Genomic DNA, 26,714 nt, shown 5'->3' on the forward strand with positions numbered 1-26,714 from the left:
GTGCGCTCGCCGCGCCCGCCGCGCCTCCCGCCTCACCGCGATCCGTGGCGCTCGAATCCGTCCGCCAGCGTCGACGCCTCGACCGACAGCACCGTCGGCCGCCCGTGCGGACACGCGTACGGCTGGTCGCACTCGCCGAGCCGCTCGACCAGCCGTCCCGCCGTCTCGCGATCGAGCGCGTCGCCCGCCTTCAGCGACGGGTGACACGCCAGGTCCGCGAGCAGGGCCTCCCGGAGGGCGTCGGTGCCGCCGCGCCCGCCCGAGTCGCGGAGGTCGGCGGCGACCCCGCACAGCGCCGCCGCGTCGGCGACGCGCCCCAGCGGCGCCGGCACCGCCGTGACGCGGTAGGTGGTTCCGCCGAAGGGGTCGACCGAGAAACCGAGCGTCGCGAGGTCCTCGCGGTGCTCCTCCACGGCCGCCGCCGTCGGCGGGTCGAGCGTCACCGTCTCCGCCGGGTCCAACGCGGCCGACGGCACCGCTTCGTCCGACAGCGCCGTCCGGAGGCGCTCGAAGTTGACGCGCTCGTGGGCGGCGTGCTGGTCGACAACGAGCAGGTCATCGCCGGCCTCACAGACGACGTACAGGTCCCGGAAGACGCCCAGCACGGTCGCGTCGGCGAACTCGGAGTCGGTTCCCTCGACGGGCGCCAACGAGGAGTCCAGATCCATCGCCACCTCGCCCGACCGGCGGAGGTCGGCGGTTGTCAGTGCCTCGCACACGCCCGTTTCGACCGCGTCGGCGACGGCGTCGGCACCGCGGATCGCGACCCGCGCCTTCGCGGGGTGGACGTTCGGGTCGACCGCCCACGCGGGCAGATCGATGCGGACGACGGCGACCGGTTCGCGGCCGCTCGGGAGGAGACTTCCGTAGCCGCGGGCGACGGCGCGCCGGAGGGCGTCGTCGCGCACCGGCCGTCCGTTCACCGCGACGTGGACGTGATCGCGCGTCGATCTGGTCGTGGAGGGGTAACAGAGCCGTCCCTCGACCGCGAGGTTGGCCGCGCGGTCTGCGAGGTCGACGCCGGAGCGGTGGGTGACCGCCGTCGACTCGCCACCGGTCTCGCGGCCGTACAGCGCGACGAGCGCGTCCCTGAGTCCGGTTCCGGGCGTCGACGCCGTCTCCCGACCGTCGTGTTCGAGCGAGAACGCCACCTCGGGCCGGGCGAGCGCATACGCCGTGAGCAGTTCCGACACGCGGCCGAACTCCCGGGCGGGCGAGGCCAGCGACTCCCGGCGGGCGGGCCGGTCGCCGAACAGGTCCGTCACGACGACCGTGGTGCCGCGGGCGCGTCCGGCGTCCTCGATCCGCTTGTCCCCGTCCGTGATGGTCACGCGCGTCCCAACGGGCGAGCCGTCGCTCGTCACGAGTTCGATGTCGCCCGCGTCGGCGATCGCCGCCAGCGCCTCGCCGCGAAAGCCCATCGTGGTCGCCTCCCGGAGGTCGTCGGCCGCCCGGATCTTGCTCGTCGTGTGCGGCTCGACCGCGCGGGCGGCGTCCTCGCGGGCCATCCCGCGGCCGTCGTCGGCGACGCGGACCCGTTCGGTGCCGTCGCCGTCGACCGACACGTCGACCCGGTCGGCGCCGGCGTCGAGGGCGTTCTCCACGAGCTCGGCGACCACGCGGGCCGGGCGGGTGATCACCTCGCCGGCGGCGATGCGCTCGACGGTGGCCTCGGACAGTTCGCGGACCGCGGGGGCGTCGGTCTCGGCGTCGCGGCTCACGGTCTTCCACCGTCGAGTGTGGCGTCGTCGTCAGTGTCGTCGCGGTCACCGTCGCCGGCCTCCGCGGCGCGCCGCTGGAGGTCGTGAAGTCGGTTCAGTGCCTCCAGCGGCGTCGTCTCCGCGAGTGGGAGGTCACGGAGGTCAGCGAGGAGGTCCGCGACCGCGTCGTCGCGGACGGCGGGCGGGCCGGCGTCTTTGTCGCCGTCCCGCTCCCCGTCGCCACGATCGTGCCCGTTCGTCGCCACCTCGGCGAGCGTCCGTTGGCCGTCGCCGCCGGCCGCCTCGCCGTCGTCGGTGCCGGCGGGGTCGGGCGGTGACTCGGCGCCGTCGCCCCCGCCGCCCTCGCGGTCGGCGGCGACAAGGTCGTGTGCGCGGGCGACGACCGGGTCCGGAACGCCCGCCAGCTCCGCGACCTCGACGCCGTACGACGAGGAGGCGGCGCCCTCGCGGACCCGGTGGAGGAACGTCACCTCGCCGTCGCGCTCGGCCGCCGCGAAGTGGCGGTTCACCACGCGGTCGTACTCGTCGGCCAGGTCCGTCAGTCCGTGGTAGTGGGTCGCAAAGAGTGTCGTCGCGCCCGTCTCGTCGTGGAGGAACTCGACGGCCGCGCGGGCGATTGCCCGGCCGTCGGTCGTCGACGTGCCCCGGCCGACCTCGTCGAGTACGACCAGCGAGTCGGCGGTCGCGTCGTGGAGCACGTCCGTCAGCTCGCGCATCTCGCGCATGAACGTCGACTCGCCGCCGGCGATGTCGTCGCTGGCGCCGACGCGGGTGAACACGCGGTCGACCACGGGGAGGCGCGCGGCGTCGGCGGGCACGAAGGAGCCGGCCTGCGCGAGCACGACCGCGAGCGCCACCTGCCGCATGTACGTCGACTTCCCGCTCATGTTCGGCCCGGTGATCAGCGCGACGGTCCCGCGCGGGAGGGCAGCGTCGTTCGGGACGAACTCCGCGGCAGTCTCCTCGACCACCGGGTGTCGAGAGCGCTTCAGGCGGATCTCGTCGACGTCCGCGCCGACCTCGGGACGGACGTAGTCGCGCTCGACGGCGGCGGTCGCGAGGGCGGCGAGGGCGTCGACGCGGGCGACGGCGTCCGCGAGTGCGCCGATCCGGTCGGACTCGACGGCGACCCCCTCGCGCAGGTCGACAAACAGCTCGTACTCCAGCGCGTCGGCGCGCTCGTCGGCGCCGAGGATCTCGTCCTCACGGCGTTTCAGCTCGGGCGTGTAGAACCGCTCGGAGTTCTTCAGCGTCTGGCGGCGGGTGTAGTCGTCGGGCACCTTGTCGAGCTGGCCGTTCGTCACCTCGATGTAGTAGCCGTGGACCTGGGTGTAGCCGACCTCGAGGGTGTCGATCCCCGTGCGCTCGCGCTCGCGCTCCTCCAGCTCCGCGATCCACTCGCGCCCCTCGCGGGCGGTCGTCCGGATCTCGTCGAGCTCGTCGTCGTAGCCCGCGCGGATCACGCCGCCGTCGGTGATCTCCTGTGGCGGGTCCTCGGCGACGGCGGCGTCGATCAGCTCGCGGAGGTCGTCAAGCGGGTCGAGGTCGGCGCGCACGTCCGCGAGCGCGTCGACGCCCGCGAGCGCCTCGCGGACCGCTGGCACCGCCGCGAGCGTGTCGTGGAGCGACCGGAGGTCGCGGGCGTTCGCCCGCCCGCGGGAGACCCGACCGGCGAGGCGTTCGAGGTCGTACGCCGCCGAGAGCGCCTCGCGGACGTCCTCGCGGACGAGCGTGCGCTCGGCGAACGCCGCGACGGCGTCGTGGCGCGCCTCGATGGCCTCGCGGTCGACGAGCGGCCGGCGCAGCCACGCTCGGAGGCGCCGGCGACCCAGCGCCGAGCGCGTCTCGTCGAGTGTGTCGAACAGCGTCCGTCCGGAGCCGACGTGGTTCTCGAACAGTTCCAGTCCCCTGAGGGCGGTCGCGTCGAGGCGCAGCGACCGCCGCGGGTCATACCGGCGGACGCGGCGGACGTACTCGAGGGGGCCGTCGTCGCCCTGCGTGTACTCGGCGTACGACAGCAGCGCGCCGGCGGCGACGCGCTCGGCGGCGTCGAAGCGGTCGGGGTCGGCGTAGCGGTCGAGCACCGCGCCGGCGGCGTCGGGCGCGAACTTGCCGGCGTCTCGCTCGGTGACCATGCAGTCGGCGCCGTCGACGACGCCGGGGTCGACGCCGGGGCCGCCGAGGAGTTCCGCGGGGTCGATCCGCGCGAGTTCCTCGTCGACGGCGGCGGCGTCGCCGGCCGTGACGGCGCACTCGCCGGTCGACACGTCGACGTGGGCGACGCCGTAGGTCGGACCGTCGCGGGCGCCGTCCCCGCCGGCCTCGGCGGCGCTGTCATCGCTTCCCCCGTCCGCGGTCGCCACGCAGGCGACGTACGTGTTCGACCCCTCCGCGAGCAATTCCTCCTCGACGACCGTGCCGGGCGTGAGCACCTGCGTGACCGCTCGCTCGACCAGCCCGGAGGCCTCCTCGGGGTCCTCCACCTGGTCGGCGACGGCGACGCGGTACTCGGCGTCGAGCAGGCGCTTCAGGTACTTCGGGGCGTTGTCGACGGGGATGCCGCAGGCGGTGTAGGTGCCGGTGGAGTCCTCGCGCTCGATCCGAGTGAGCTCGCAGACGCGCGCGACCTCGTCGGCCGCCTCGCAGAACGCCTTGTAGAAGTCGCCGACGCGAAACAGGACGACCGCGTCGTCGTACCGCTCGGCGACCTCGACGTACTGCGCGAGCATCGGCGTCAGCTCCTCCCGGCGGTCGAGCATCGTCGCCGGCGCTCCAGTGATCATCGTCGTTGGTTGCCAGCGGGCGGGCGAGCGGCGAAAGGGTTTCGCACCGGGTCGGTCCGCCTTGCGGCGGTCTGCTCCGTCCCGCTCTCCGTTGGCTCTGCCGGGACGGCGTGGTGGCGCCGCGGCGCGACCGCGTCGCCGTTCAGATCCCGATCCCGTCGTCGCCGGCGGCGTCCCACTCCCAGTGTTCGCCGGTCAGGCGGGCCGACGAGCGCCGCACGCCCGCGTCGTCGAGTCCCTCGGCGTCGGTGAAGCCGTACGTCGGCGGCTCGTACTCGTTGGGGTCGGTGAACGCCTCGTTCCTGCGGAACCGCCGCGCGACCAACAGGACGGGCGTGCCGCCGGCCGCCTCGCCCGACAGCTCCCGGAGTTGCTCCAGTCGGTACCACTGCGGGACGCGCTCGCGGAGCTTCTCACCGAAGCGGGTGTCGCGGAAGCGGCCGGCGACGCGCAGCGCGAGCGTGCCGTTCTCCGCGAGCCAGTCGCTCGCGCGCTCGACGTACAGCGCGGACGTGTCGTAGGTGTAGTACGCCGCCTCGTACTCGGCGTACGCGTCGGCGACCGGGCCGTCGGCCACGTCGCGCCGCAGCGTCGCCGGGGGCGCCCCGACCACGTAGTCGTAGTCCTCGCGCGCCAGCGGGGCCGGCGCGCCGTCGCCGGCGTCGCCCTCCCGGATCAGCGGGTCGCTGCAGTACACCGGGAGCGGGTCGAGGGCCACACCCGGGTCCGTAGACCGCGCGGCCCGGTAGTCGCCGAGCAGCCGCAACAGCAGCCGCGTCTCGGTCACGCGACACGCCAGCGGGTCCGGGCTGGCGCCCGTCAGCCGCTCCCGGACGGCCCGCAGTCGCTCGACCGGCTCGGCGTCTGCGAGCCCGGACCGGAGCCGGTCGGCGGCCGCGAGCAGGTACCGGCCGTCGCCGACGGCGGGGTCGAGCAGGTCGCCGCCGAGCGGGGTCGCCTCGGCGTCCGCGTCCGCACTCCCGCCCGATCGCGCTCCGGCGTCGGCGTCCGCGGCCGCCGAGGCGCCGTAGCCGGCGGCGTCGAGCAGCGCCTCGGGCAGCGGGTCCGGCGCGGCGGGGTCGGTGTCGACGCCGTGCAGCCCCGCCACCGACAGCAGGCGGTCGTACGCGGCGACCGCGCGGCCGTGGTCGCCGTCGAACGAGAAGTGATCGAGGTAGCCGACCGTCCGTGCGAGCGCCTCGCAGACGCCGTCGTCGTCGAGCGCCCACCCGGCGAGGTCCGGCGCGCGCCGGTCGTACACCGCGGTCCGTCGCTCCCGGGCCAGCGCCAGCAGGTCGCCGGCGTCGCGGTCGACGCCGGCCTCTTCGGCGAACGCCGTCAGGCGGTCGAGCGCGTCGCCCGTCGCGGCCGCTGCGACGAGGTCCGCGCCGGCGAACACCCGGTCGAGCAGCGCCTCCTCGACCACCTGGAAGGCGACGACCCGGGCGAACGCGCGGCGGTTCTCCGAGGGCGTGAAGCCCGTCCGCCCGGCGCCGCGGACCCACGTGCCGTAGGCGGCCCGCAGCGCCCGCGCGTCGGCGTGGGCGCGCTCGTGAGCGAGCAGTCGCGCCCGGGCGGGCCCGGCGGCGGTCTCGTCGCCGTCGCCGCGCCGGGCCGCGCGGACGGCGTCCCGAAGCTCGGCCGCGCGCTCGTCGTAGCCCTCGATGTCGTCGACGAGCCGCGCCTGTGCCGCCTCGACCGCTGGCGCGAGCAGGTCGGTCAGGCAGTCGCGCAGCGTCCCCACGAGCGTGTTCAGCCCGTCGTCGTCGGCGACGGAGCGGCGCGCGGGCGCGCCGGTGTTCCCGGTTCCGGCGTCGCCGTCGGCGTCGACGGCGGACACCTCCGCCGGCCGCAGCGCCGTCAGCTTCGCAACCGCAAGCTGCTGGGCCGGGCGGAGCGTCTGCGAGAGGCGCCCGCTGCGGCCGGCGGCGACGATCCGCGCCAGCGGGATCTCGGTGTGGGTGACAGCCGTCACGCCGGCGACCGTGCGGCGCTCGTCCGCGCCCTCGCCCTTGGCCTCGTCGGGCTCGACGCGCTCGAAGACGAGCAGCCGGTCGAAGCCGCCGGCCGCGACGTACCGCACGGTCGGCTCGGCGCTGGCGGCCTCGAACGCCGCGAACACCGCGGCGCCCACGTCGTCGGCGTCGCGCCCGGCGGCGGCGAACGTCACCGCCACGTCGCCGTCGGCGTCACGGACCCGCGCGACGCGCCCGTCGAGGTCGTACGCGGTCGGGTCGTACCCGAGCACGTCGCCGAACAGCGCCGCACACAGCGTCGCCGCGACGGTCTCGGCGCCGGCGTCGGCGCCAAGCGTCGCCTCGGCCCGGTCGGCCGCCTCGACGACGCGCTCTACGAAGCCCTGTCCGTACGAACCGTGTGGGGCACCTGACATGTCTCGCACCCGAATCGGATACCCCTCCAAATCGGACCCACGTAATCCTTTCTCAGTCGACCGGCCGCGATCGGTGTGGTCATCGGGCGAGTTCCACCCGAAACGGTCGGGTTTGGTTCCCGCCGGCCCGGTCGTCCCCGGTCGGCTCCCGAGCGCTCGGTACCGCTCCGGATCGCCCTCGTCGACGGCTCGGTGTGTCCCACGTCCACATGCGGCAGAGTTAGGTCCGTCCGGCTCTTGTCATGGGCTGTGAACGGCACCCAGAGGGCCCGCATCCGGGTGTATTCTTCCGCCGGGGTGTGCGCCGCGTGAGCGACGCAGAGGCGGAGCCAGAGACCGACCGCGACGCCGCGGACCGAGACGGCGCGTCCCACGACCTCGCACCGCTGCCCGTGACGGAGGCGGCCGACCTCGTCGAGCGCGTCGCCGACAACGTCTCCCGGGTCATCGTCGGCAACGACGCCGCCGTCGAACACATCCTCGTGACAGTGCTCGGCCGGGGCCACCTCCTCTTGGAGGACGTGCCCGGCGTCGGCAAGACGATGCTCGCTCGCGCGCTCGCGACCTCGGTCGACTGCGAGTTCAAACGCGTCCAGTTCACGCCCGACCTCCTCCCGTCGGACGTGACCGGCATCAACGTGTACAACCAGAAGACCGGCGAGTTCGAGTTCCGCCCGGGGCCGGTGTTCGCGAACATCGTCCTCGGCGACGAGATCAACCGCGCGCCGCCGAAGACGCAGTCGGCGCTGCTGGAGGCGATGGAGGAGGGGCAGGTGACCGTCGACGGCGTCACCCGCCGGCTCCCGGACCCCTTCACGGTCATCGCGACGCAAAACGACGTGGAGCCGGGGCGCACCTACGAGCTCCCGCTCGCGGAGATCGACCGCTTCATGAAGAAGCTCCGGCTCGGCTACCCCGACCGGGCCGACGAGACGGAGATCCTCAGCCGAACCGCGGGCGAACACCCGATCGAGTCGCTGGAGCCGGTCGCGACCACCGAAGAACTGCGCCGCGCCCGCGCCACTGTCGGCGAGGTGGGCGTCTCCGAGCCGGTGCGCGAGTACGTCACCGACCTGGCGACGTACACCCGCGAGCACGCCCAGCTCGGCGTGAGCCCCCGCGGGAGCATCGCACTCGTTCGCGCCTCGCAGGCCCGCGCCGTCATCGACGGCCGCGACTACGTCGTCCCCGACGACGTGCAGACTGAGGCGCGGTCGGTGTTCGCCCACCGCGTCCGTCCCCGGACGGGCAGCGAGTCCGGTCTCGACGTGGTCGAGGACGCCCTCTCGTCGGTGACCGTCGAGTAGCAATGCGGCTCACCCGCCGCGGGAAGGCGGTCGTCGGCGTCGCCGCGGTCGCCGTCGCCTCGGGGCTCGCGTTCGGTCCCCGCTCGCTCAACGCCGTCGTCGTGCCCGCCGTCGTCGCGTTGAGCGCCGCGTACCTCCAACTGCGCTGGGTCGAGTCGCCCGCGGTCGCCCGCGCCGTCCCGCCCGACGACCACGTCGGGCGGACGCACCCCGTCCGGCTGTTCTTCGGCGACCGCGACGGCCCGCGCCCGAGCGCCGAGTCGGGGATGGACCGCCCGTTCGCCGGCGCCGTCCGGGAGCGGATGGGCGACGGGCTCGACACCGACCGGGTCGCCTTCGAGACGGTCGTCGGCGCGACGCCCGTCGAGTACGAGGTGACCTACGAGGCGCGCGGGCGCCACCGGCTCGGCCCCGCCGAGGTGACGGCCCGCGACGCGCTCGGCCTCGCGGCGGTCGACCTCCCGACGACGGAGACGACCGAGGTGCTCGTCTACCCCGAGGTCCACGCCATCGCCGGCTGGGCGCGGCGCGACCTGCGCGCGCTCCACGAGACGGGCGTTCACGAGGAGCGCCGCGAGTTCGACCGCCTCCGCGAGTACGACCGCGGCGACTCGCTGCGCGACGTGCACTGGAAGTCGACCGCCAAGCGCGACGACCTCATCGTGAAGGAGTTCTCCGCGGAGGCGGAGACGGAGGCGGTCTCCCTCGCCGCCGGCGCCGCCGCGGCCCCTGGCGCCGCCGACGGCATGGCCGAGGCGACCGCCAGCCTCACGCTCGCGCTCGTCGAGGACGGCGTCCCGGTCGACGTGCGCCTCCCGGACGGCACGCTCACCGTCTCCGGCGAGCGCGGCAGCCAGGTGCGCCTGCTCGAACGGCTCGCGGTGATCGGCCCCGGCCGCGTCGCCGACGCGGACGCCGACATCACCGTCTACGGCGAGGCCGACCGCGTGCGCGTCTCCGTCCCCGGCGAGGACCGCGACTTCGCCGACTTCCGCTCGGACCGCCCCACGACGTACGGCGTCTCGCGGCCCGACCCGCGCCTCGACGCCGACCGCGCGGGGCGGGAGGGCCGCGGGACCGTCGAGGACGGGGAGGTGGTCGCGTGAGCACGCCCGTCGGCGACCGCTTCGGCGCCATGGGGGATGGGAGCGCCGATCGCGGGGAGTCCTCCGGCCGACGCGGCGGCGAGGGAGGCGACGGGCGCAGTTCGGGCCGCTACTCGCTGTCCGGGGCGGTCCGGAACCCGGCTGCGCTCGGCGTTGGTCTCGCTGTCGCGTCGTTTCTCACGGTGTTCTACCATGTCGTCGACGTGGTCGGCGGCGCGACGTTCCTCCTCATGGAGGTGGCGCTCGTCGCCGCCGCGGCCGCGTGGCTCGGCGGCTTCCTCCGCGAGCGGACCGCCGTCGGCCTCACCGCCGTCGGCTTCGCGCTCGCGCTGATCGGCTACTTCCTGTCGGTGCCGCCGTCGGCGCGCGCGCTGTTCACCGTCGGCCGCGTCGCCGCCGACGTGCTCGCGCTGCTCACCGGGCTGTCGGTGCTGCGGCTGCTCAACGCCGGCGCGTGGGCGCTGTTTCTCGTCCCGGTCCCGACGTTCCTCGCGACGTACCTCCTCGTGCGCCGGCGGTACGCCCTCGCGGCGACTGTCGCCGCCGGCACGACCGGCTTCTTTCTGCTCACCGGCGACGCCGGCGTGGGCGTCGGCCTCGCGGCCGCCGTCGGCCTCACGCTCGCGGTCGGCTTCTCGGAGCTGGCCGCGGCCGGGCGCTCCGGCGTGCAGTGGGACACGATCGCGGTGGTCGTCGCCGCGATGATCGTCGTCACCTCCGTCGTCACCGTCGTCCCCGGGAGCGCGGCGAACCCGGTGCTCCCCGGCGGCGCCTCGCCGACCGTCGAGTCGAGCCTGGTCGCGAACACCGAGTCCGTGGGCGTGCTCGGCAGCATCCGCCTGTCCCCGACGGTCCGCTTCACGGTCGAGGCCGACGAGTCGGCGTACTGGCGCGTCGGCTCGTACGACCGCTACACCGGCGGTCGGTGGGTCCGGACCGGCGAGGCCAGTCCGTACACCGGCTCCGGATCGCTGGGAGCGCCCCCCGGCGAGAGCGAGCGGCTCGTCCAGCGGGTGACCGCGCGCGGGAAACTCGACGCGCTGCCGGCGGCGTGGAAGCCGGTCGAACTCCGCGGGCGCGCCGCCGACACCGCGCAGGTCACCGATCACGGCGGACTCAATCCGGGGACGACGCTACTGGCGAACGACACCTACACCGTCGTCAGCCAGCGGCCGACCGCCACGCCAGGGGAACTTCGCCGCGCGGGAACGGACTACCCGTCCGCGATCGCCTCGCGGTACACCCAGTTGCCACAGAGCACGCCCGACCGGGTCGGCGAGCGCACCGCCGCGGTGATCGACCAGGCGGGGGCGTCGAACCCCTACGAGGCGGCGGTCGCCATCGAGCGCTACCTCGAACGGACGAAAGAGTACTCGCTGCAAGTGCCGACCCCGCAAGGGAACACCGCCGACGCGTTCCTGTTCGAGATGGAGTCGGGCTACTGCGTCTACTTCGCGACGACGATGGTCGCGATGCTGCGCACGCAGGGCGTTCCCGCCCGATTCGTCACCGGCTACACGTCCGGCCAGCAGGTCAGCGAGGACACGTACGTGGTCCGCGGCCTCGACTCGCACGCGTGGGTCGAGGTGTACTTCCCCGGCCACGGGTGGATCCGCTTCGACCCGACGCCGTCGGGCCCACGCGAGCAGGCCGAGCGGGTCAGCGTCGAGGCCGCCCGCGAGGCGGGCGCTGAGGGCGTCGACGCCGCGGGTTCGGCCGACGGGACCTACGAGACACCGACGCCGACCCCGGCCCCCGGCTCCGGAACGACGACGGGGGTCGGCACGCCCGACATCGGTGCGATCCGACCCGGGGCAGACGAGTTCGGCAACGCGACCGTCACCTTCGCGGGCGGTCTCACCGCGAACGCCACGCCCGCGGGCGCCGGCGGCGGGGGCGATGACGGCCCAGAGGGGTGGACGCCCACCCGCGAGGACGTCGCCGTCGGCGCCGCGGCGCTGGTCGGACTCGTCGCCGGCGCGCGCCGCGTCGGCCTGACGGGTCGGGTCAGGCGGACGGCCTGGCTGCTCCACCAGTCGCGCGCCGACCCCGACACGGACGCCGAGCGGGCGTTCCGGCGCCTGGAGTACCTCGCGTCGGTTGTCTACCGCTCGCGCCGCCCCGGCGAGACGCCCCGGCAGTACGTCGAGGCGCTCTCTCGCGATCGGTTCGGCGAGTCCGCCCGTACCGTCGCCGACGTGTACGAGCGCGCCCGCTACGGCGGCGGCGTCGACGAGTCGGCCGCCCGCGAGGCGGTCGAGGCCGTCGACGACCTCGTCCGCCAGCACGCGCCCGTCCTCCGCCGGCTGGGCGGGGCGGGCGCGCGTGCGTGACCGGCGGTACGGCCCCACACTCGCGGCGCCGCGGTTCGCGTGCGAACACCCGACAGGATTTAATACGGCGCTCTTGTAGATTGGACCGGAAATGTCTGAGGTATGCTCGACGTGCGGTCTGCCTGAGGAACTCTGCGTCTGCGAGGACGTGGCCAAGGAGTCTCAGGAGATCTCGATCCGCATCGACGAGCGCAGGTACGGCAAGGAGGTAACAGTCATCGAAGGATTCGACCCCAAAGACGTGGACATGGACTCGCTGTCCAGCGACCTGAAGTCCAAGTTCGCCTGCGGCGGCACCGTCGAGGACGGCGCCATCGAACTGCAGGGGAACCACAGCGGCCGCGTCGAGGGCTTCCTCCGCGACAAGGGGTTCAACGTCGCGTGACCACCGGACCGACCTGACACCGCACTCGAGCAGTCGCGTTTCGTTCTCTCGTTTTCGACGCCGCGAGCGCCGGCGCCGTCGTTCGGTGGCGATTCGCCCGTTCGCGCCGCGCTGGTTCGCCCGTTCGCGCCGCCCGCGGCCGCCGCCGCCGAGACGCCAACGGCTTTAGCCGTCCCGCAGTATCGGGAGCCAATGCAGCAGCGAGGCTTCGTCGCGCTCGCGGTCGTCTGTCTGGTCTCGTCGCTCGCCGCACCCGCAGTCGCGGCCCCGACCGTGGGCGGCGCGGGCGCCGGCACCGTCGACACGCTCGCACCGTCCACGCCGTCGCCGGTGACCGCCACGACGCGCCCGTCGTCGTCGGGAGCCGCCTCTGCGTCGTCGCTGGCTGCCGCGTCGACCGCCACCGGCGGCGACATCCGGCTCACGACGACGCTCGCGCTCACGCCCGATCGGGCGGGCTCGGTCGCCGTCACGCTCCGGTTCGAGGTTCCCGACCGCGTCACCGCCGTCGAGGCGACGATCGCGGCCGACGCCGCGGCGGTGCGGACCGACGGCTTCGCTGCGACCGACGGCGACACCTACGAGTGGGACGGAGAGACCGCGACGCCGACGATCAGCTACCGGCTGCCGGCGAACCGGACCGCGTCGACCGGGCGGCTCGGCCGGTCCGTCTCCGACGGTCCGCAATCTGCGGGATCGAGTGTGGTCGACGGCTCCGGCCCGGTCGCCACGGCCGCGCTCGCGGCCGTCGCCGCCGCCGGGGACGAGGGGTACCTCTTCGTCGACCCCGGCCCGTGGGCGCTCGTGCAGCTCCCCGGAACGGGCGTCTCCTGGCGCTATCGCGGGGAGACGGTGGGCCTCTCGCGGCGGGCGGCGACCGAGGGGGCGGGCGCCGTCGGCGGGCGCGTCGCCTTCCTCGGCGAGCACGTGACTCGCGAGCGGACCGCCAACGCCCAGACGTTCCGGCTGGTCGTCCCCGCGGCGTCCGGTGGCGAGCTGGCGCCACAGCCGGAGCGGGTGCTCGACTCGCTGGCGTCCGCGTCGGGCGCGCTCCGCGTCGGCGACCGCGACGAGTCGGTGTTCCTCGTCGCCGCGCCGGCGGGCGTCGACTGGGCGGTGCGCGGGCTCCAGACGGGCGACGCCGACGCGTGGGTGCGCGCCGACGAGCCACTCACGGGCCCGCAGAGCGCGTGGCTCCACGAGTACGTCCACACGCGCCAGTCTTTCGCGACGACCGCCGAGACGCGCTGGATGGTTGAGGGGGCGGCGGACTACTACGCTGCACTGCTCGCGCTGCGACAGGGACTGACGGGGTTCTCGGCGTTCGCCGACCACCTCGAACGCGGCGCCGAGGCGCCGTACGCGGACGACGTGCTCGCGGATCCGAGCACGTGGACGACGGGCACGCCGTACCGGAAGGGTTCGCTCGTCGCCGGCGAGACCGACCGCCGGATCCGGCTGGCCAGCGACGGCGGCGCCACCCTCGCAACGGTGCTCACGCGGCTGAACGCCGAGTCCGAACCGGTGACCGCCGACCGCTTCCACGCAATCGTCGCGGCCGCGGGCAACGAGTCGGCCGCCGACGCGACCGCGCGGTTCGTCCGGACCGACGCCGCGCCCGACATGTGGTCCGCGTCGGCCCACGAGGCGGCGTTCGGGAGGCCCGTGGCCCGCATCGCGGTCGACCCGCCCTCGGCGGTCGCCGTCGAGGGCGCATACCGCAACGCGAGCCTCGACACGCCCGCGACGGTCGCCGTCGGCGAGACGCTGACTGTCCCCGTCGCCGTCTCGAACGTCGGCGGCGCCGTCGGCGACTACCGAGTCGCGCTCGCGGCGAACGACCGGACGGTCGCGGTCGCCAACGGAACCCTCGCGGCCGGCGAGAACGCCACCGTGCCGCTGTCGTGGACGCCGACCGCCCCCGGCGCGTACGCGCTGACGGTCCGGGGATGGACCTACGAGGTGTTCGTCGAAGAGCCGTCGGCGCCGACAGCCGCCTCGGTCTCGCTGAACCGGACGGCTGTCGTCGCCGGCGACGCGGTGCTCGTCACCGCCGAGGTCGTCGCCGATGGAGCGGTCCCCGCCGCCGGCGATGTCGCGGTCCGCGTTGGCGGTCGGGTCGTCGCGACCGAGCGCGTTCGCGTCGGTCCCGACGCTCCCGAGACGCTCCGGGTGGCGATCCGCGTCGACGAGCCGGGTGACCACGTCGTCTCGGTCGGCGACGCGAGCGCGTCGCTCACCGTCGAGCCGGCCGACGGCGCGAACGGAGAAGTGAGTCCCGCGGCCGACGGCTCCGGCGACATCGGCGTCTCGGCGCCGGGGTTCGGAGCCGGCGCGGCCGCGGCGTCGCTGGCACTGGCGCTCGCGGCGGCTGCCCTGGCGGGACGCCGCTCAGAAGGGTGACTGCGGGCCGTCGTCGGCCGCGGCCGACTCGTCTTCGGTGTCGCCGGCTTCCAGGTCGCCGCCCCACTCCTCGAGCCCGCCGGCCATGCTCTCGACGCGGGCGTCGGTCGTGCCCTCGAACGACTTGATGAGGTTCGCCGCTTGCACGCTAGCCTTCCCGTGCGGGCACACCGTCACGATGCGGTCGCTCCCCGTGAGCGACTCGACCCGGGTCGGAAGCTGGTTGAACGGGACGTTCTCGGAGCCGGGGATGTGGCCGCGCGCGTACGCCCCCGGCGAGCGGATGTCGACGACGCGGATGTCCGCGTCCTCGGCGAGGAGCCGCTCGACCTCCTCTGGGGTGATCTCGCCGTCCATGCCCGTGAGGTGCCGTCGCCCGGTGAAAAGCGCTCCGCCGTCGGCGACTCGGACCGCCCTCGGTCTGCCGGTCCGGCGGTCGGGGCCGCGACGGCTACAGCAGCCCCTCCTCGCGAGCGAGCAGGACTCCCTCCAGGGTCGCGTCGTTGGTCGGCGGGGACCGGACCACGTCGACGGCCTCGTCGACGGGGACGGTTCGCGGGACGAGGTACTCGTTGTCGTCGAGCGCCTGCCCGACCGGCTCCAGCCCCTCCGCGAACACGAACCCGCGGGTGTGCCGGAGCAGTCCGGTCGTGCACTGGACCTCGCCGAGCAGCGAGACGCCGGCGGCCTCGAACCCCGTCTCCTCGCGCAGCTCCCGGCGGCCCGCCTCGGTGTACGACTCCCCGCCCTCGACGATGCCCGCGGGGAGTTCCAGCTGCGTGTTGCGGACCGTCGGCCGGTACTGCTCGACCATGAGGAGGTCGTCGCCGGCGCGGGCGACGACGACCACGGCCGTCGCTAACTCCGACCAGTAGTAGCGCTTCGTCGAGCCGTCGGGGTGTTCCACCAGGTCGTAGCCGGCGGTCTGCCACCCCGTCTCGTACTCGACGACGGACTCCAGGACGGGCCACTCGGGCTCGCCCGGCCAGTCGTGGCGGCGACCGTCGCCGAAGTCGGGCTCGTCGGCGGTCCAGCTATCGCCGTCCGTGCAGTTCGCATCGTCCGCGCCGCCATGTGTGTCGTCGCTCACGGTTGCACGACGGTTACGCGGTAGCGCGTATCGTTGTACCGGACGAAGACGGCGTCGCCGTCGACGGCGCCCGCGGGCGCGAACTCCCTGAACGTCGCCACCTCGTCGAACGGCGAGTGGGTGAACTCCTCTTTCAGCCCGTAGGGTCCCTTTCGGTACGCCTCCGAGCGGCCGTCCGTCGACTCGACCGCCGAGAGGAAGTACTGGAAGCGCTGCTCTGCGATGCCGCCCTCTGTCGCGTTCAGGGTGTAGGCGGGACCGCCGGTCGGCCCGGCCGGCTCGACCGTGAGGTAGTACGGGTCGCCGGCCCCGAGAGACGAGGGGACCGCCCCGAGCGCGAGGAGGGCGACGAGCGCGGCGAGGATGCCCGCGAGGAACGTCCGGGTGACCGATCGCATGGTCGGGGTAGGGGTCGACGGCGAAAACCCGTTACGGCTGTCCCGCCCCGTCGCCGTCTCCCTCCCCGTCGACGACCGGTCGGTACGCCCGGCCGAACGCGCGCCGGCGCAGCGTCCCGATCGCGGCCTCGCGCTCGGCCTGCCACGTCGCCGCGACGACGGGCTTCGGACCGTCGCCGTCGGGCGCGAACGTCACCGGATGCCAGACGACGTTGTCGACGTTGTCGCTGCCGGCCTCGTCAGGCTCGTACTCGGGGTGGTCGTCGAGCCACGCCTCGTACTCCTCGCGCGTCCCGACGTGGACCGCCAGCAGCGACGCGAACAGCGCGTCGCGGACGGTCTCGATCACCTCGCCGGTGACGCGCTCGGCGTACTCCTCACGGTCGAACGCCATCGCCTTTGCCGCCTCGCGGACGGCGACCTTCGCGGCGGGCACGAGCGTGTCGTACTCCTCGCGGGCCTCCGCCGGCGTCGCCGGCGCGAGCATCCCTTCGGTGTCCATACCTGCGGCTGCGGGCGTCCGGTCAAAGAGTCGTTCCCTTCCGGCTCCCGAGACACCTACTCCTCGGTCGCGTCGTCGCCGCCGTCGTCCAGCCCGTACATCTCCTCGGTCAACTCTTGGGCCTCCTCCAGCACCGACTCGACGGCGTCGTCGACGACCGCCTCCGCGGCGCCGCCCGTCGGATCCCCGGTCACGTCCGCCTGTGTGGGGTCGCCGTGCGCGTGGTCGTGGTAGCCGTGCCCGCTGCCCGTCGTGTCCTCGAACACCTCGTCGTACTCGGTCTCCTCGGCGAACTCGGTCACCGTCGACGCCAGCTCTGCGGGGGTGCGGTCGCCCCAGTCGTCGACGTGTTCGTCCAGCCAGTCCTCGTGCTCGTCGCCGTGGAGCATCGCCGTGAACGCGAGGTGGTTCGCGAGGTGCTCGCCGTCGCGCTGGGGCGTCTCGCACACCGGACACGCGTATCCCATACGTCGACTGAGGGACCGGCGGTGAAAACTGCTGTCGTCCGCGGTCGCGCCGCGCCGGAGCGCCGCTGCACGCCCGCCGCCCGGCGCGACCCCCGGCTTACGACCCGTCCGCGTTGCGCTCGCGGACCCACTCGCCCACGTCGAGGCGCATCACGAACGCCGCCTCGCCGTCGCCGTAGTACCGCGGGATCCGCCGCGCCGGCCGGAACCCCTCGTCGGCGTACAGCGACTGCGCGCGGTGATTGGTCTCGCGTACCTCCAACTTCACCGCGCTCGCGCCCGCGGCCGCCAACTCCGACAGCGACGCCCGGAGCAGTCTCCGGCCGAGCCCCCGTCCCTGGGTGTCCGGGCGGACGGCGAGGTCCTTGATGTGGCCGATGTCCCGGCCGTGGTTCGGCGTCACGTCGCCGACGACGTAGCCGAGCACGTCACCGGCGTCGACACCGGTACCGTTCGCCGCCCAGCCGTCACCCTCGGCGACGAGAAAGCCCGGCGCGTCGAGCAGCCCCTCGAATGCGGCGTACGGCCACGGCTGGCTGAAGACGGCCTTCTCGATGCGGAACACGCCGAGCAGGTCGGCCCGGGCGACCGGACGGAGCCGTTCCTCGCCGGTCTCGTCATCGCCCGCGGCAGCGCCGCGCGAGGTGGTCACGATTCGCTCTTTGGAGTTCGCGGGGATAAATGAACTGGCGGACGGCCGCGCGGTTGACAGACACGTGGCTGGCGAAGAGCGTCGAAAGAGAGAAAGAGAGAAACTGTCGAGGCCGTGGCGGCTCGGTACCGCCGCGAGCGGCGAGCGGTCGTCTCGATTCGCTCGTGGACGGTTCGCTCTTCTTGACCTCGCTTCGCTCGGTCTCGCCTTAGTCGTCGGCGGGCGCCGCGCCGCTGCCGTCCGACTCGTGCTGCTGTTTCGTCCACGAGAGCTTCCCGCCGGCCGCGAGGATCTCGCGCTCGCGCTCGGAGGCGTCGAGGTGCGCCGTGGCCTCCCAGTCGTCGTTTACGCGGACGGTGAACTCGGTGGCGCCGTTTCGGACGCCCTCGCCCACGTCGTCGACGATCTCGATGTCGTCGCCCTGGTCGATGTTCTCGTACGTCTCCTCATCGATGGTGAGGGGCACGAGGCCGAAGTTGAACAGGTTCGCCTTGTGGATGCGGGCGAAGCTCTGTGCGAGCACGCCCTCCACGCCGAGGAACATCGGGCACAGAGCCGCGTGCTCACGCGAGGAGCCCTGCCCGTAGTTCTCGCCGGCCACGAGGAAGCCGCCGTCGGCGTCCAGCGCGCGCTGTGCGAACGTGTCGTCGACGCGCGAGAGCGTGAACTCCGAGAGCTTCTCGATGTTCGAGCGGAACTTGAGGATGTCCGCTGTCGCCGGGATGATGTGGTCGGTCGTGATGTTGTCCTCCATCTTGAGGAGCGCCTCGCCCTCGATGTCGGAGGCGAGCTCGTCCTTCAGGGGAACGTCGCCGATGTTCGGGCCCTTGATGAGGTCGTCGTCGACGGCCTCGTCGGGGCTGATGATGTCGGGGTCGGACTCGCCCATGCCGGGGCCGTACTTCGTGCCCATCTCGAGGCCGGGCGCCTCGAGGTCGCCGAGCTCATCGGCCAGGTCGCGCGGGTCGACGATCTCCCCGGTGATGGCCGCCGCCGTGGCGACCTCGGGCGAGCAGAGGAACACCGAGTCGTCCTCGATGCCCGAGCGGCCCTCGAAGTTGCGGTTGAAGGTGCGCAGCGAGACGGAGTCGGAGGCGGGCACGTGGCCGATGCCGATACAGGCACCACACGTCGCCTCCGAGAAGTTCACGCCCGCGGCCATCATCTCGGCTGTCCAGCCCTCGCGCGCCAGCATCTCGGAGGCCTGCTTTGAGCCGGGCGCGACGATCATCTCGGTCTTCTTGGCGACCTCGCGGCCCTTCAGCATCTTCGCGCCAGGGAGGATGTCCTCGTAGGCGCCGTTCGTACAGGAGCCGATGATGACCTGCTCGACGTCCTCGCCCGCGACCTCGCGGACGGGCACGACGTTGTCAGGCATCGACGGCGTCGCGATGAGCGGTTCGAGGTCGGAGAGGTCGACCTCGATGGTGTCGGCGTACTCGGCGTCCTCGTCGGGCGACAACTCGACGTACTCCTCCTCGCGGTCCTGGCGCGCCAGCCAGTCCTCGGTCTTCTCGTCGGTGCCGAAGATTGAGGACGTGGCGCCCAGCTCGGTGCCGAGGTTCGTGATGGTCGTCCGCTCGGGGATGGTGAGCGTCTCGACGCCGGGGCCGGTGTACTCCAGCACCTTGCCGACGCCGCCCTTGACGGTCAGCTCGCCCAGCAGATGGAGCGCGACGTCCTTCGCGGTCGCCCACTCGGGGAGCTCGCCGGTCAGCTCGACGTTCACGATCTCGGGCATCTCGACGTAGTAGGGGCCGCCGCCCATGGCGACCGCGATGTCGAGTCCGCCCGCGCCGATCGCCAGCTGGCCGAGGCCGCCGGGGGTCGGCGTGTGCGAGTCGGAGCCCAGCAGCGTCTTGCCGGGGGCCGCGAAGTTCTCCTTGTGGACCTGGTGGCAGATGCCGTTGCCGGGCCGGGAGAAGTATGCGCCGAAGGTGCCCGCCGCCGAGCGGAGAAAGCGGTGGTCGTCCGTGTTCTTGAAGTCGAACTGGTACGTCTGGTGGTCACAGTACTGCGCGGCCAGTTCGGTCTGGACCTCGTCGAGGTCGAGCGCCTCGAACTGCAGCCACACCATCGTCCCCGTGGTGTCCTGCGTGAGGACCTGGTCGATCTCGATCCCGATCTCCTCGCCGGGTGTCAGCTCGCCCTCGACGAGATGCTCGTCGAGAATCTGCTCCGTAATCGTCTGTCCCATATCGTCCGCGTATCTTCGCTCAGCGGATATAAATCCGGCGAGTTTCCACCCCGACGTTCGTGATAGACCGCCGCTCCGTCCGGTAATTCTTGCACGGTCGATGCGATTCTTGCCCGCAATTCTGGGCGAATGATCTGCTAGTGCGGAGATACCTCGACGGTCTCCCCCGCCTCGTCGCGGTCGGTTACGGACCGGCGGGCTTTTCGGTCGGCCTGTATCTCCCTCGGGTATGTTCGAATCGGGCGCCGTCGTCGCCGACAACGTCGAGCCGGTCACCGACGAGCAGATCCAGCCGAACGGCGTTGACCTGACCGTCGACGCGCTGTACGAACAGGCGCAGCCGGGCCGGATCACCCGCGACGGCAAGCGCGTGGGCGACCGGATCGAGATCGACCCCGAGGGCGGATTCTACCGCCTCGACCCGGGCGCGTACGTCCTCCGGTACGGCGAGCGACTCCGGATCCCCGACGGGCACGTCGGCTTCGTCTACCCGCGGTCGACGCTGCTGCGCAACTCCTGCATGCTGAACACCGCGGTGTGGGACGCCGGCTACGAGGGCCGCGGCGAGGGGCTGTTGCAGGTCGGACACCGGATCGAGATCGAACCCGGCGCCCGCGTCGCGCAGTTCGTCCTCGCCGAGGCCGACCACGAGGGGAACTACGACGGGACGTACCACGGCGAGGGGTAGCGTCGTCGCCGTACCGCGTTCCCGACATCACGCAGAAGCGGGCTGGGAGGGATTCGAACCACGCCGACGGCTCGCTTCGCTCCTCGCCGTCTACTTCGGATCCCTCGGACAGCGTTCGTGCGCCGCGGCTCCTCGCTTCGCTCGTCGCGGTGCGGCGCACAGAAGCGGGCTGGGAGGGATTCGAACCACGGTCGTTCCGCTCGCTCCCGCTCGCTTCACTCCCTGATTCGAACCCTCCAGCGAACGCTGTTCACCCTCGCTTCGCTCGCGAGAACAGCGGGCTGGGAGGGATTCGAACCCCCGACCGTCCGGTGACTTCCCCGAACGCACACGCCGTCCGAACGGGCTAAAAGCCGGACGCTCTCCCTAACTGAGCTACCAGCCCTCATCCAATCTTACCGACGTGCGTGCATAAGCGTTTACGAACGACGGCGGCGACTCCAACCGCCGCCACCCACACGGCCTTACCCCTCCCCGGCGACAACTACCCATGGCCCTTCCCGGCCTGCGTGACCTCGCGACCAGGCTGTGTTCGTTCGACACGACCGACGGCGACGAGGCGGCCGCCGCGGAGTGGCTCCGCGATCGCCTCGACGACGCGGGCTTCGAGACGTACACCTGGGAAGCGAACCCCGACCGACTCGCCGAGCATCCCTCGTTCCCGGACGACCCCGCCGACATCGACGCGGCGGGTCGCCCCAGCATCGCGGGCGTGCTCGAACTGGGCGACCCAGACGCGGGCCGAACGATCGTGCTCAACGGCCACCTCGACGTGGTGCCCGCGGACGACGACCTCTGGACGAGCGACCCGTTCGACCCCGTGTGGGGCGAGGCCGACGACGGCGCCGAGACGCTGACCTGCCGGGGCGCCGTCGACATGAAACCGGCCGTCGCCGCCTGCGTCCACGCCGCCGTGGACCTCCGGGAGGCGGTCGAGTCCGGCGGCCTCGATCTCGACGGCCGGGTCGTCGTCGAGGCGGTCGCCGGCGAGGAGGATGGTGGCATCGGGGCGGCCGCGGCGGCGCTCGACTCGCCGTACCCGTTCGACCGCGACGCCGCGCTCATCGCGGAGCCGACGGAACTGCGCGCCGTCACGGCGACCGAGGGGACCGTCATGAAGCGCCTGCAGATCGCGGGCCGGAGCGCCCACGCCGCGACGCGGTTGGAGGGTATCGACACGATCCCGCTGTTCGAGGAGATCCGACGAGCGTTCACCGATCTTGAGGCCGAGCGGTGCGAGCGCGTCACCCATCCGATGTACGACGAATTCGCGGTGCCGTGGCCGGTCGTCTGCGGCCGCGTGGAGGCGGGGTCGTGGGCGTCGACCGTGCCGGGGACGCTGACCGCCGAATGGCGGATCGGCGTCGCGCCCGGCGAGACGGTCGACGAGGTCGAAGCCGAGTTCGAGGAGCGCCTCGCCGAGGTGGTCGCGGACGACGACTGGCTGTGCGAGCACCCGCCCGCGTTCGACCGCTTCTCGATCTTGTTCGAACCCGCCGAGGTCGACGCCGACGAGCCGGTCGTCCGATCGTTGCAGGCGGCGATGTCCGACGCGGGACTGTCGAACACTGATCCAACGGGCGCGACGTACGGCGCAGATAACCGCCACTACGTCGCCGCCGGGATTCCGACGGTCGTGTTCGGTCCCGGCAGCATCGACCGCGCGCACTTCCCCGACGAGACGGTCCGCTGGGGAGCGGTGGAGACGGCTCGCGAGGTGATCCGCGACGCCGCCGCGCAGTTCCTCGCAGGCGATGCGATCGACTGACGACACGACCGACTGAGACGCGATCGACTGACGACGCGGCCGCGCCGTGGGGCGAGCGCTGGATCCGGTCAGCGGTCTCGCGACGCGTCGAGCGCGTCGGCGATTACGTCGCCGGGCTCCCTGTTCTCCAGCGATGCGCGGTCCCGAAGCCGCCGGTACACGTCCAGCGGGAGAGCAACGCTGAGGGTTCCGGGAGTGACGCCCTCGGCTCGGAGCGCGGCCTCGGTGGACGCGCCGTCGTTGACCGCGCTGGCCGCGCGCCGGACCTCGCGGACGGTGAGATCGGCGTCGAGGACCGCCCATGCGAGGTCGAAGCGCGCCTCGCCGGCGACGCGCGCGATGTGCTTGGCGGCCGTCGGCGCGATGTGGCCGCGGGCGACGTGCCGGCGGATGGACTCCGGAAGGTCGTGCACGCGCGCCCACTTGCGGATGAACGACACCTGCACGCCATCGCCGGCGGCCTCGGCGGCGGCCTTGTACGAGCCGTGGCCGCGAACGAGCGCGGCGCAGGCGGCCGCTCCGCGCAGCATGACGACGTTGTCGTCGCCGGCGACGGCCTCGCTGGCGAACCGGCGGACCGTGTCTGCGGCCTCGGCGAGACTCTCGGGGTCGTCGGGGTCGAAGCGGGCCGCGCGCTCGGCGCGCTCGCCGGTGACGGCCGGGTCGCCGCGGACGACCGGCTCGCCGACCTCGGCCTCCCGGTCGGCGCGACGGCGGTCCCCGCGAGACGCTCGGCGTTGGTCGTCACGGTCGTCGCCGGGCCGCTCGTGACTCATCACAGAACCATGTGACCCGGCGGGGCAAAAGCGTCTCGGGGGTGGTCCTTCTCGCCGTGATCTGTGACGCGACCGATCTGCGGCCGATTGCGTCGCCGCCGGCTGCGTCGCACCCCGCGCCCGGCGTATCGACGCGGCTTTGCCCGGGCCGCCCCGAGCGCGGGTGTGCTCCGCTACGTCACGACGAACCCCGGGAAGGTCCGCGAGGCCCGCGAGTACCTCGGCGACGAGGTGTCCCAGCTCGACTTCGACTACACGGAGATCCAGGCCAACGACCTGGAACCGATCGCCGCCCGCGGCGCCCGCGAGGCGTACCGTCACGCCGGCGAGCCGGTGCTCGTCGACGACGCCGGGCTGTTCGTGCGGGGGTTCGACGGGTTTCCCGGCCCGTACTCCGCGTACGTCGAGGACACGCTCGGCGTCGAGGCGGTCCGCCGGCTCGTCGACGCCGAACTCGACGACCCTCGCGCGTCGTTCCGCTGCGTGCTCGCGTACTGCGACGGCGAGCCGTTCGACGCCTCTCCCGACCCGGTCGACCGCGACGACCGCGTCGCTGCGGCCGCCACCGGCGCCGACCGCGACGACGCGGAGACCGAACCGCTCCCCGTGAAGCTGTTCGATGGCGTCGTCCGCGGCGAGATCGTCGACCCGCGCGGCGACGGCGGCTTCGGCTACGACCCGATCTTCGAGTACGACGGCGCGACCCTCGCCGAGATGGGCGCCGCCGAGAAGAACGCGGTCTCCCACCGCGGACGGGCGCTGGAGAAGTTCGCCGAGTGGGTCGCCGAGCGGTAGTGCCGCCGCCTCGGACCGCCGCTACGCTGTCGCCGCCGCTACGCTGTCGCCTCCGCTACGCTGTCGCCGCCGCTAAGCCGTCGCCGCCGCAACCCGGTCGTATGCCCCGTGCGGTCGCCATCAACGTCGCCGCTAACACGAACCTCCCGGGTCGTCGCGGGCCGGTGTACCCGGACGGCTCGTTCGTCTACGTGCCGATTCCCGAGCGCGAGCCGACCGCCGAGGCGATCCCCACCTACGCCGATCTCGACCTCGCCGCGCACGTCCCCGACGACGCGGTCGATTCGCCCGTCCACCTCGATCCCGAGTTCGCGGGCACGCTCGGCCGGGAGGCGTACACGTACGGGGACCCCCACGGCGTGAAGGCCGGACCGCTCTCGCGGCTGGACTCGGGCGACTGGCTCCTCTTCTACGCGACGCTGACCGTCCGGGACGGTGACGACGACCACGGGATTGCCGACGACGACCACGGGATTGCCGACGACGACCGCGCCGACGGCCACCGTGCTGACGGCGCCGACCGCGCGGACTGGCTCCCGCCCGAGTGGGGGTGTTTCCTGATCGGCGAGTTCCGGGTCGCGGAAGTGCTCACCGGGGACGAGTACCGCGAGGCTGACGCGGCGACACGCGAGCGGTTCGCCTCGAACGCCCACGTCCGTCGGGATTCGTTCGACGCCGCCGCGCTCGTCCGCGGCGACTCCGGCGGCTCTCGGCTGTTCGACCGCGCGGTCCCGCTGTCGACGCCCGCCGCCGGCGCCGACGCGAACCGGCTGGTCACCGAGCTCTCGAACGACTCCGGGAACGGGCCGTGGTGGCGCCGCGTCCTCCGGTACGACGCCGACGCGACCGCGACGCTGCGCGATCGGATCGACACGGACCCGGACGGGTGTCCGACCTGATCACCCGATGACGCTGTGGTGGTACGCCCACCCCCACACGAACGTGAGGGCCACGAGGAGCGCGGCTGCGGCACCGCCGGCGATCGTGTCCGTCGCGCTCGCAACGCCGACCTGACCGACGAGGTGGACGCCGGCCGCGTTGGCGTACGCGACGAGTTCGCGCGCGCTCACCACGTGTTTCAGGACATCTTTCAGATACGAGGCCGACACCATCGCCGCAAGCGCGGCGATCGCGTGGGAGGCACCGGTCTTGTGGGGCATATCTCGCTGTGGTCGCGTCGGGGTGATATATGTTGGCGCCGGTGAACGACGCCGGCGGTCGGCGTCGCGGGCGCTCTCGGCCCATGCGGACGGCGGCCGGGCGTCTACGGGCGGATGTACGCCCAGCCGCCCCCCTGAAGCCGGGTGAGTTCGCCGACGCCGGAGGAGGCAGCCTCGACCCTCGCCGGCAGGTCGGTGAGCGTCGCCGTCGCGCCCCGGAGTGCGTTCGAGCAGACGCGGAACGCGGTCTCCGCCCCGCTGTCGCCGGCGGTCTCGCCGTCGCCGGCGGCGAGGATGGCCTCGACGCGCTCGCGCCCGTCGCCCTCCGCCGCCGCGTCGACGACCGCGGGGCTGTCGACGACGACCACGACGGCGCGCACGTCGACGGCGTCGTCGGCGAGGAGGTTGGTGACCTTCGCGTCGACGTACGAGAGCTGGTCCACCGTGGAGACGTGGAAGACGGTTCGCATACCGGGTATCGCGGTCGGCGGCGCCGTGGCTGTTTCGTTCGAAGTCGGGGGATGTGCGCCGGCGGCGACGGGTCTCGCCGGCGTTCGAGACAGTCATGCGCCGTCCGGGAATTGAACCACGCCCAGACGTGCTCGCTGTGCTGCGCGCGACTAGTCTACTTCAATTCCTGTCGGCGATGATGTCTCTCACTGGCGTTCGAGACAGTCATGCGCCGTCCGGGAATTGAACCCGGGCTATTAGCTTGGGAAGCTAATGTCCTACCACTGGACCAACGGCGCTCACGTACTCCGTGCGTTCGCCCCATGGCTCGCGATTCCCGCAGAATCGCTCGCAAACGGCGCACTCGACCGGAGTCACCTCAACGTATCCCACCGCAACACTTCAACTAATCGGTCGCCGGCGTCGCCGCGGAACTGGACGCGCGTCCACGATCCGCGGACACGAGGGAGCTATTTGTCGGTCGACGCCCTACGTGTGTCCGATGAGCGAATCCGTCCTGTTGGACGAGGGATCGACGCCGCTGGATCTGCGCTTCTCCGACGCCGAACTCGACCGGGTGCACGACCACGTCACCGACTTCATCGCCGAGCAGGTCGACGCCGCGGGCGCCGAGGGGGCGGTGATCGGACTCTCCGGCGGGATCGACTCGACAACAGTCGCGCACCTCGCGGTCGACGCCCTCGGCGCCGACGGCCTGCGGGGATTGGTGATGCCGGGGTCGGTCAACACCGACGAGAACATGAGCGACGCCGAGCGCGTCGCCGAGGACGTAGGGATCGAGTACGACGTGATCGAGATCGAACCCGTCGCCGAGGCGTTCTACGACGCGCTCCCGGGGGCGGCCGACGACAGGATGGCCGAAAGCAACGTCCGCGTGCGCGTGCGGGCCGTCCTCAACTACTTCGCGGCGAACGCCGACGACCGGATCGTCCTCGGCACGGGTAACCGCAGCGAGGCGCTCACCGGCTACTTCACGAAGTACGGCGACGGGGCGGTCGACTGCAACCCGATCGGGACCCTCTACAAACAGCAGGTTCGCCAGCTCGCCGCCCACGTCGGCGTCCCGCGCGACCTCGTGATGAAGACGCCCTCCGCCGAGATGTGGCGCGGGCAGACCGACGAGGAGGAACTGGGGCTCGACTACGACACGCTCGACGCCGTGCTCGCGCTCCACGTCGACGGACCGCTGTCCACGGCCGCGACCGTCCGCGCGCTCGGCGTCACCGAAGCGCAGGTCGCCCGCGTCGAGGAACTGTACGAGTCCTCGAAGCACAAGCGCGCGATGCCGCCTGCACCCGCCGAGTTGTCGCTGTAGCGCCG

General features: G+C 72.8%; 23 protein-coding genes and 2 tRNA genes. 10 read left to right on the top strand and 15 right to left on the bottom strand.

Features of this window, described 5'->3' with window-relative positions; genetic code table 11:
- Positions 1-32: 32 nt before the first annotated feature.
- The 3 genes from mutL to BUE16_RS03640 all read right to left on the bottom strand — a co-directional run bounded on the left by mutL (position 33) and on the right by BUE16_RS03640 (position 6,896).
- Positions 33-1,721: a DNA mismatch repair endonuclease MutL gene (mutL, locus tag BUE16_RS03630; RefSeq protein ID WP_073307086.1), complete on the bottom strand. Its 1,689-nt coding sequence runs from the start codon at positions 1,719-1,721 to the stop codon at positions 33-35.
- On the bottom strand, positions 1,718-4,480 hold the full coding sequence (mutS, locus tag BUE16_RS03635) for a DNA mismatch repair protein MutS (RefSeq protein WP_321166964.1): 2,763 nt from the start codon (positions 4,478-4,480) through the stop codon (positions 1,718-1,720). Before mutS ends, mutL begins: the two co-directional genes overlap by 4 nt.
- 166 nt (positions 4,481-4,646) lie before the next feature.
- Positions 4,647-6,896, bottom strand: coding sequence for a hypothetical protein (locus BUE16_RS03640; RefSeq protein ID WP_073307088.1), 2,250 nt, complete (start codon positions 6,894-6,896; stop codon positions 4,647-4,649).
- A 308-nt stretch (positions 6,897-7,204) separates the two neighbouring features.
- Between BUE16_RS03640 and BUE16_RS03645 the strand changes: the two genes are divergently transcribed.
- The 5 genes from BUE16_RS03645 (at position 7,205) to BUE16_RS03665 (ending at position 14,430) form a co-directional block, all read left to right on the top strand.
- Positions 7,205-8,203, top strand: a complete 999-nt coding sequence (locus BUE16_RS03645) for an AAA family ATPase (RefSeq protein ID WP_073307089.1) — start codon at positions 7,205-7,207, stop codon at positions 8,201-8,203.
- 2 nt (positions 8,204-8,205) lie between these two features.
- Entirely contained in the window at positions 8,206-9,309 is a 1,104-nt protein-coding gene (locus BUE16_RS03650) for a DUF58 domain-containing protein (protein WP_073307090.1), read from the top strand.
- Positions 9,306-11,642, top strand: a complete 2,337-nt coding sequence (locus BUE16_RS03655; protein ID WP_234972322.1) for a DUF3488 and transglutaminase-like domain-containing protein — start codon at positions 9,306-9,308, stop codon at positions 11,640-11,642. The genes BUE16_RS03650 and BUE16_RS03655 overlap by 4 nt, the downstream gene beginning before the upstream one ends.
- 91 nt (positions 11,643-11,733) lie before the next feature.
- A complete protein-coding gene (gene yciH, locus BUE16_RS03660) occupies positions 11,734-12,027 on the top strand; it encodes a stress response translation initiation inhibitor YciH (protein WP_073307091.1) in 294 nt (97 codons plus the stop codon).
- A 192-nt stretch (positions 12,028-12,219) separates the two neighbouring features.
- The gene (locus BUE16_RS03665; protein WP_073307092.1) at positions 12,220-14,430 is read left to right on the top strand and encodes a CARDB domain-containing protein; all 2,211 of its coding nucleotides are present in this window, start codon (positions 12,220-12,222) and stop codon (positions 14,428-14,430) included.
- On the opposite strand, the gene BUE16_RS03670 is transcribed toward BUE16_RS03665, so the two are convergent.
- The 7 genes from BUE16_RS03670 to BUE16_RS03700 all read right to left on the bottom strand — a co-directional run bounded on the left by BUE16_RS03670 (position 14,419) and on the right by BUE16_RS03700 (position 19,736).
- The gene (locus BUE16_RS03670) at positions 14,419-14,787 is read right to left on the bottom strand and encodes a rhodanese-like domain-containing protein (RefSeq protein ID WP_073307093.1); all 369 of its coding nucleotides are present in this window, start codon (positions 14,785-14,787) and stop codon (positions 14,419-14,421) included. The two genes, BUE16_RS03665 and BUE16_RS03670, sit on opposite strands and share 12 nt — an antisense overlap.
- A gap of 94 nt (positions 14,788-14,881) precedes the next feature.
- Positions 14,882-15,520, bottom strand: a complete 639-nt coding sequence (locus tag BUE16_RS03675) for an NUDIX hydrolase (RefSeq protein ID WP_079991478.1) — start codon at positions 15,518-15,520, stop codon at positions 14,882-14,884.
- Positions 15,517-15,918, bottom strand: coding sequence for a hypothetical protein (locus BUE16_RS03680; protein WP_073307094.1), 402 nt, complete (start codon positions 15,916-15,918; stop codon positions 15,517-15,519). The genes BUE16_RS03675 and BUE16_RS03680 overlap by 4 nt, the downstream gene beginning before the upstream one ends.
- A 31-nt stretch (positions 15,919-15,949) precedes the next feature.
- Positions 15,950-16,420, bottom strand: coding sequence for a DUF5809 family protein (locus BUE16_RS03685; protein WP_073307095.1), 471 nt, complete (start codon positions 16,418-16,420; stop codon positions 15,950-15,952).
- A gap of 56 nt (positions 16,421-16,476) precedes the next feature.
- The gene (locus BUE16_RS03690; protein WP_073307096.1) at positions 16,477-16,887 is read right to left on the bottom strand and encodes a DUF5810 domain-containing protein; all 411 of its coding nucleotides are present in this window, start codon (positions 16,885-16,887) and stop codon (positions 16,477-16,479) included.
- 97 nt (positions 16,888-16,984) lie between these two features.
- Complete coding sequence (locus BUE16_RS03695) at positions 16,985-17,539, bottom strand: GNAT family N-acetyltransferase (protein ID WP_073307097.1); 555 nt, start codon at positions 17,537-17,539, stop codon at positions 16,985-16,987.
- A gap of 208 nt (positions 17,540-17,747) precedes the next feature.
- Entirely contained in the window at positions 17,748-19,736 is a 1,989-nt protein-coding gene (locus BUE16_RS03700) for an aconitate hydratase (RefSeq protein WP_073307098.1), read from the bottom strand.
- 229 nt (positions 19,737-19,965) lie between these two features.
- Here BUE16_RS03700 and BUE16_RS03705 point away from each other — a divergent pair, with 229 nt between their 5' ends.
- Positions 19,966-20,424 carry a deoxyuridine 5'-triphosphate nucleotidohydrolase gene (locus tag BUE16_RS03705; protein WP_073307099.1) on the top strand — a complete coding sequence of 153 codons (459 nt, stop codon included), beginning with the start codon at positions 19,966-19,968 and terminating at the stop codon, positions 20,422-20,424.
- 277 nt (positions 20,425-20,701) lie between these two features.
- Here BUE16_RS03705 and BUE16_RS03710 read toward each other — a convergent pair.
- Positions 20,702-20,809: transfer RNA gene (locus tag BUE16_RS03710), tRNA-Lys, on the bottom strand.
- 105 nt (positions 20,810-20,914) lie between these two features.
- Between BUE16_RS03710 and BUE16_RS03715 the strand changes: the two genes are divergently transcribed.
- The gene (locus BUE16_RS03715; RefSeq protein WP_073307100.1) at positions 20,915-22,192 is read left to right on the top strand and encodes a M20/M25/M40 family metallo-hydrolase; all 1,278 of its coding nucleotides are present in this window, start codon (positions 20,915-20,917) and stop codon (positions 22,190-22,192) included.
- 68 nt (positions 22,193-22,260) lie between these two features.
- On the opposite strand, the gene BUE16_RS03720 is transcribed toward BUE16_RS03715, so the two are convergent.
- Positions 22,261-22,968: a DUF7119 family protein gene (locus BUE16_RS03720; RefSeq protein ID WP_073307101.1), complete on the bottom strand. Its 708-nt coding sequence runs from the start codon at positions 22,966-22,968 to the stop codon at positions 22,261-22,263.
- Between the two features lie 165 nt (positions 22,969-23,133).
- On the opposite strand from BUE16_RS03720, the gene BUE16_RS03725 reads away from it, so the two are divergent.
- Positions 23,134-23,763, top strand: coding sequence for a non-canonical purine NTP pyrophosphatase (locus tag BUE16_RS03725; RefSeq protein WP_073307102.1), 630 nt, complete (start codon positions 23,134-23,136; stop codon positions 23,761-23,763).
- Between the two features lie 101 nt (positions 23,764-23,864).
- On the top strand, positions 23,865-24,662 hold the full coding sequence (locus BUE16_RS03730; protein ID WP_073307103.1) for an Nmad3 family putative nucleotide modification protein: 798 nt from the start codon (positions 23,865-23,867) through the stop codon (positions 24,660-24,662).
- Here the strand turns inward: BUE16_RS03730 and BUE16_RS03735 are convergent, their stop codons facing one another.
- The 3 genes from BUE16_RS03735 to BUE16_RS03745 all read right to left on the bottom strand — a co-directional run bounded on the left by BUE16_RS03735 (position 24,663) and on the right by BUE16_RS03745 (position 25,672).
- A complete protein-coding gene (locus BUE16_RS03735; protein WP_073307104.1) occupies positions 24,663-24,923 on the bottom strand; it encodes a hypothetical protein in 261 nt (86 codons plus the stop codon).
- A gap of 104 nt (positions 24,924-25,027) precedes the next feature.
- Positions 25,028-25,393 (bottom strand): DsrE family protein, encoded by a 366-nt coding sequence (locus BUE16_RS03740; RefSeq protein ID WP_073307105.1) that lies wholly within the window; start codon positions 25,391-25,393, stop codon positions 25,028-25,030.
- Positions 25,394-25,601: 208 nt separating this feature from the next.
- Positions 25,602-25,672 (bottom strand) — tRNA-Gly (locus tag BUE16_RS03745).
- 203 nt (positions 25,673-25,875) lie between these two features.
- Between BUE16_RS03745 and BUE16_RS03750 the strand changes: the two genes are divergently transcribed.
- The gene (locus BUE16_RS03750) at positions 25,876-26,709 is read left to right on the top strand and encodes an NAD+ synthase (RefSeq protein WP_073307106.1); all 834 of its coding nucleotides are present in this window, start codon (positions 25,876-25,878) and stop codon (positions 26,707-26,709) included.
- The last annotated feature ends 5 nt before the right edge of the window (positions 26,710-26,714 follow it).

The organism is Halobaculum gomorrense (assembly GCF_900129775.1).
Taxonomy (GTDB): domain Archaea; phylum Halobacteriota; class Halobacteria; order Halobacteriales; family Haloferacaceae; genus Halobaculum; species Halobaculum gomorrense.

Bases quoted from the DNA above. Each gene is read 5' to 3' on its own strand.
- BUE16_RS03720 (WP_073307101.1), bottom strand. From the start codon at position 22,968: ATGAGTCACGAGCGGCCCGGCGACGACCGTGACGACCAACGCCGAGCG.
- BUE16_RS03650 (WP_073307090.1), top strand. From the start codon at position 8,206: ATGCGGCTCACCCGCCGCGGGAAGGCGGTCGTCGGCGTCGCCGCGGTC.
- BUE16_RS03700 (WP_073307098.1), bottom strand. From the start codon at position 19,736: ATGGGACAGACGATTACGGAGCAGATTCTCGACGAGCATCTCGTCGAG.
- BUE16_RS03640 (WP_073307088.1), bottom strand. From the start codon at position 6,896: ATGTCAGGTGCCCCACACGGTTCGTACGGACAGGGCTTCGTAGAGCGC.
- mutS (WP_321166964.1), bottom strand. From the start codon at position 4,480: ATGCTCGACCGCCGGGAGGAGCTGACGCCGATGCTCGCGCAGTACGTC.
- BUE16_RS03705 (WP_073307099.1), top strand. From the start codon at position 19,966: ATGTTCGAATCGGGCGCCGTCGTCGCCGACAACGTCGAGCCGGTCACC.
- BUE16_RS03750 (WP_073307106.1), top strand. From the start codon at position 25,876: ATGAGCGAATCCGTCCTGTTGGACGAGGGATCGACGCCGCTGGATCTG.
- BUE16_RS03680 (WP_073307094.1), bottom strand. From the start codon at position 15,918: ATGCGATCGGTCACCCGGACGTTCCTCGCGGGCATCCTCGCCGCGCTC.
- BUE16_RS03685 (WP_073307095.1), bottom strand. From the start codon at position 16,420: ATGGACACCGAAGGGATGCTCGCGCCGGCGACGCCGGCGGAGGCCCGC.
- BUE16_RS03730 (WP_073307103.1), top strand. From the start codon at position 23,865: ATGCCCCGTGCGGTCGCCATCAACGTCGCCGCTAACACGAACCTCCCG.
- BUE16_RS03670 (WP_073307093.1), bottom strand. From the start codon at position 14,787: ATGGACGGCGAGATCACCCCAGAGGAGGTCGAGCGGCTCCTCGCCGAG.
- BUE16_RS03740 (WP_073307105.1), bottom strand. From the start codon at position 25,393: ATGCGAACCGTCTTCCACGTCTCCACGGTGGACCAGCTCTCGTACGTC.
- BUE16_RS03735 (WP_073307104.1), bottom strand. From the start codon at position 24,923: ATGCCCCACAAGACCGGTGCCTCCCACGCGATCGCCGCGCTTGCGGCG.
- BUE16_RS03715 (WP_073307100.1), top strand. From the start codon at position 20,915: ATGGCCCTTCCCGGCCTGCGTGACCTCGCGACCAGGCTGTGTTCGTTC.
- BUE16_RS03665 (WP_073307092.1), top strand. From the start codon at position 12,220: ATGCAGCAGCGAGGCTTCGTCGCGCTCGCGGTCGTCTGTCTGGTCTCG.
- yciH (WP_073307091.1), top strand. From the start codon at position 11,734: ATGTCTGAGGTATGCTCGACGTGCGGTCTGCCTGAGGAACTCTGCGTC.
- BUE16_RS03690 (WP_073307096.1), bottom strand. From the start codon at position 16,887: ATGGGATACGCGTGTCCGGTGTGCGAGACGCCCCAGCGCGACGGCGAG.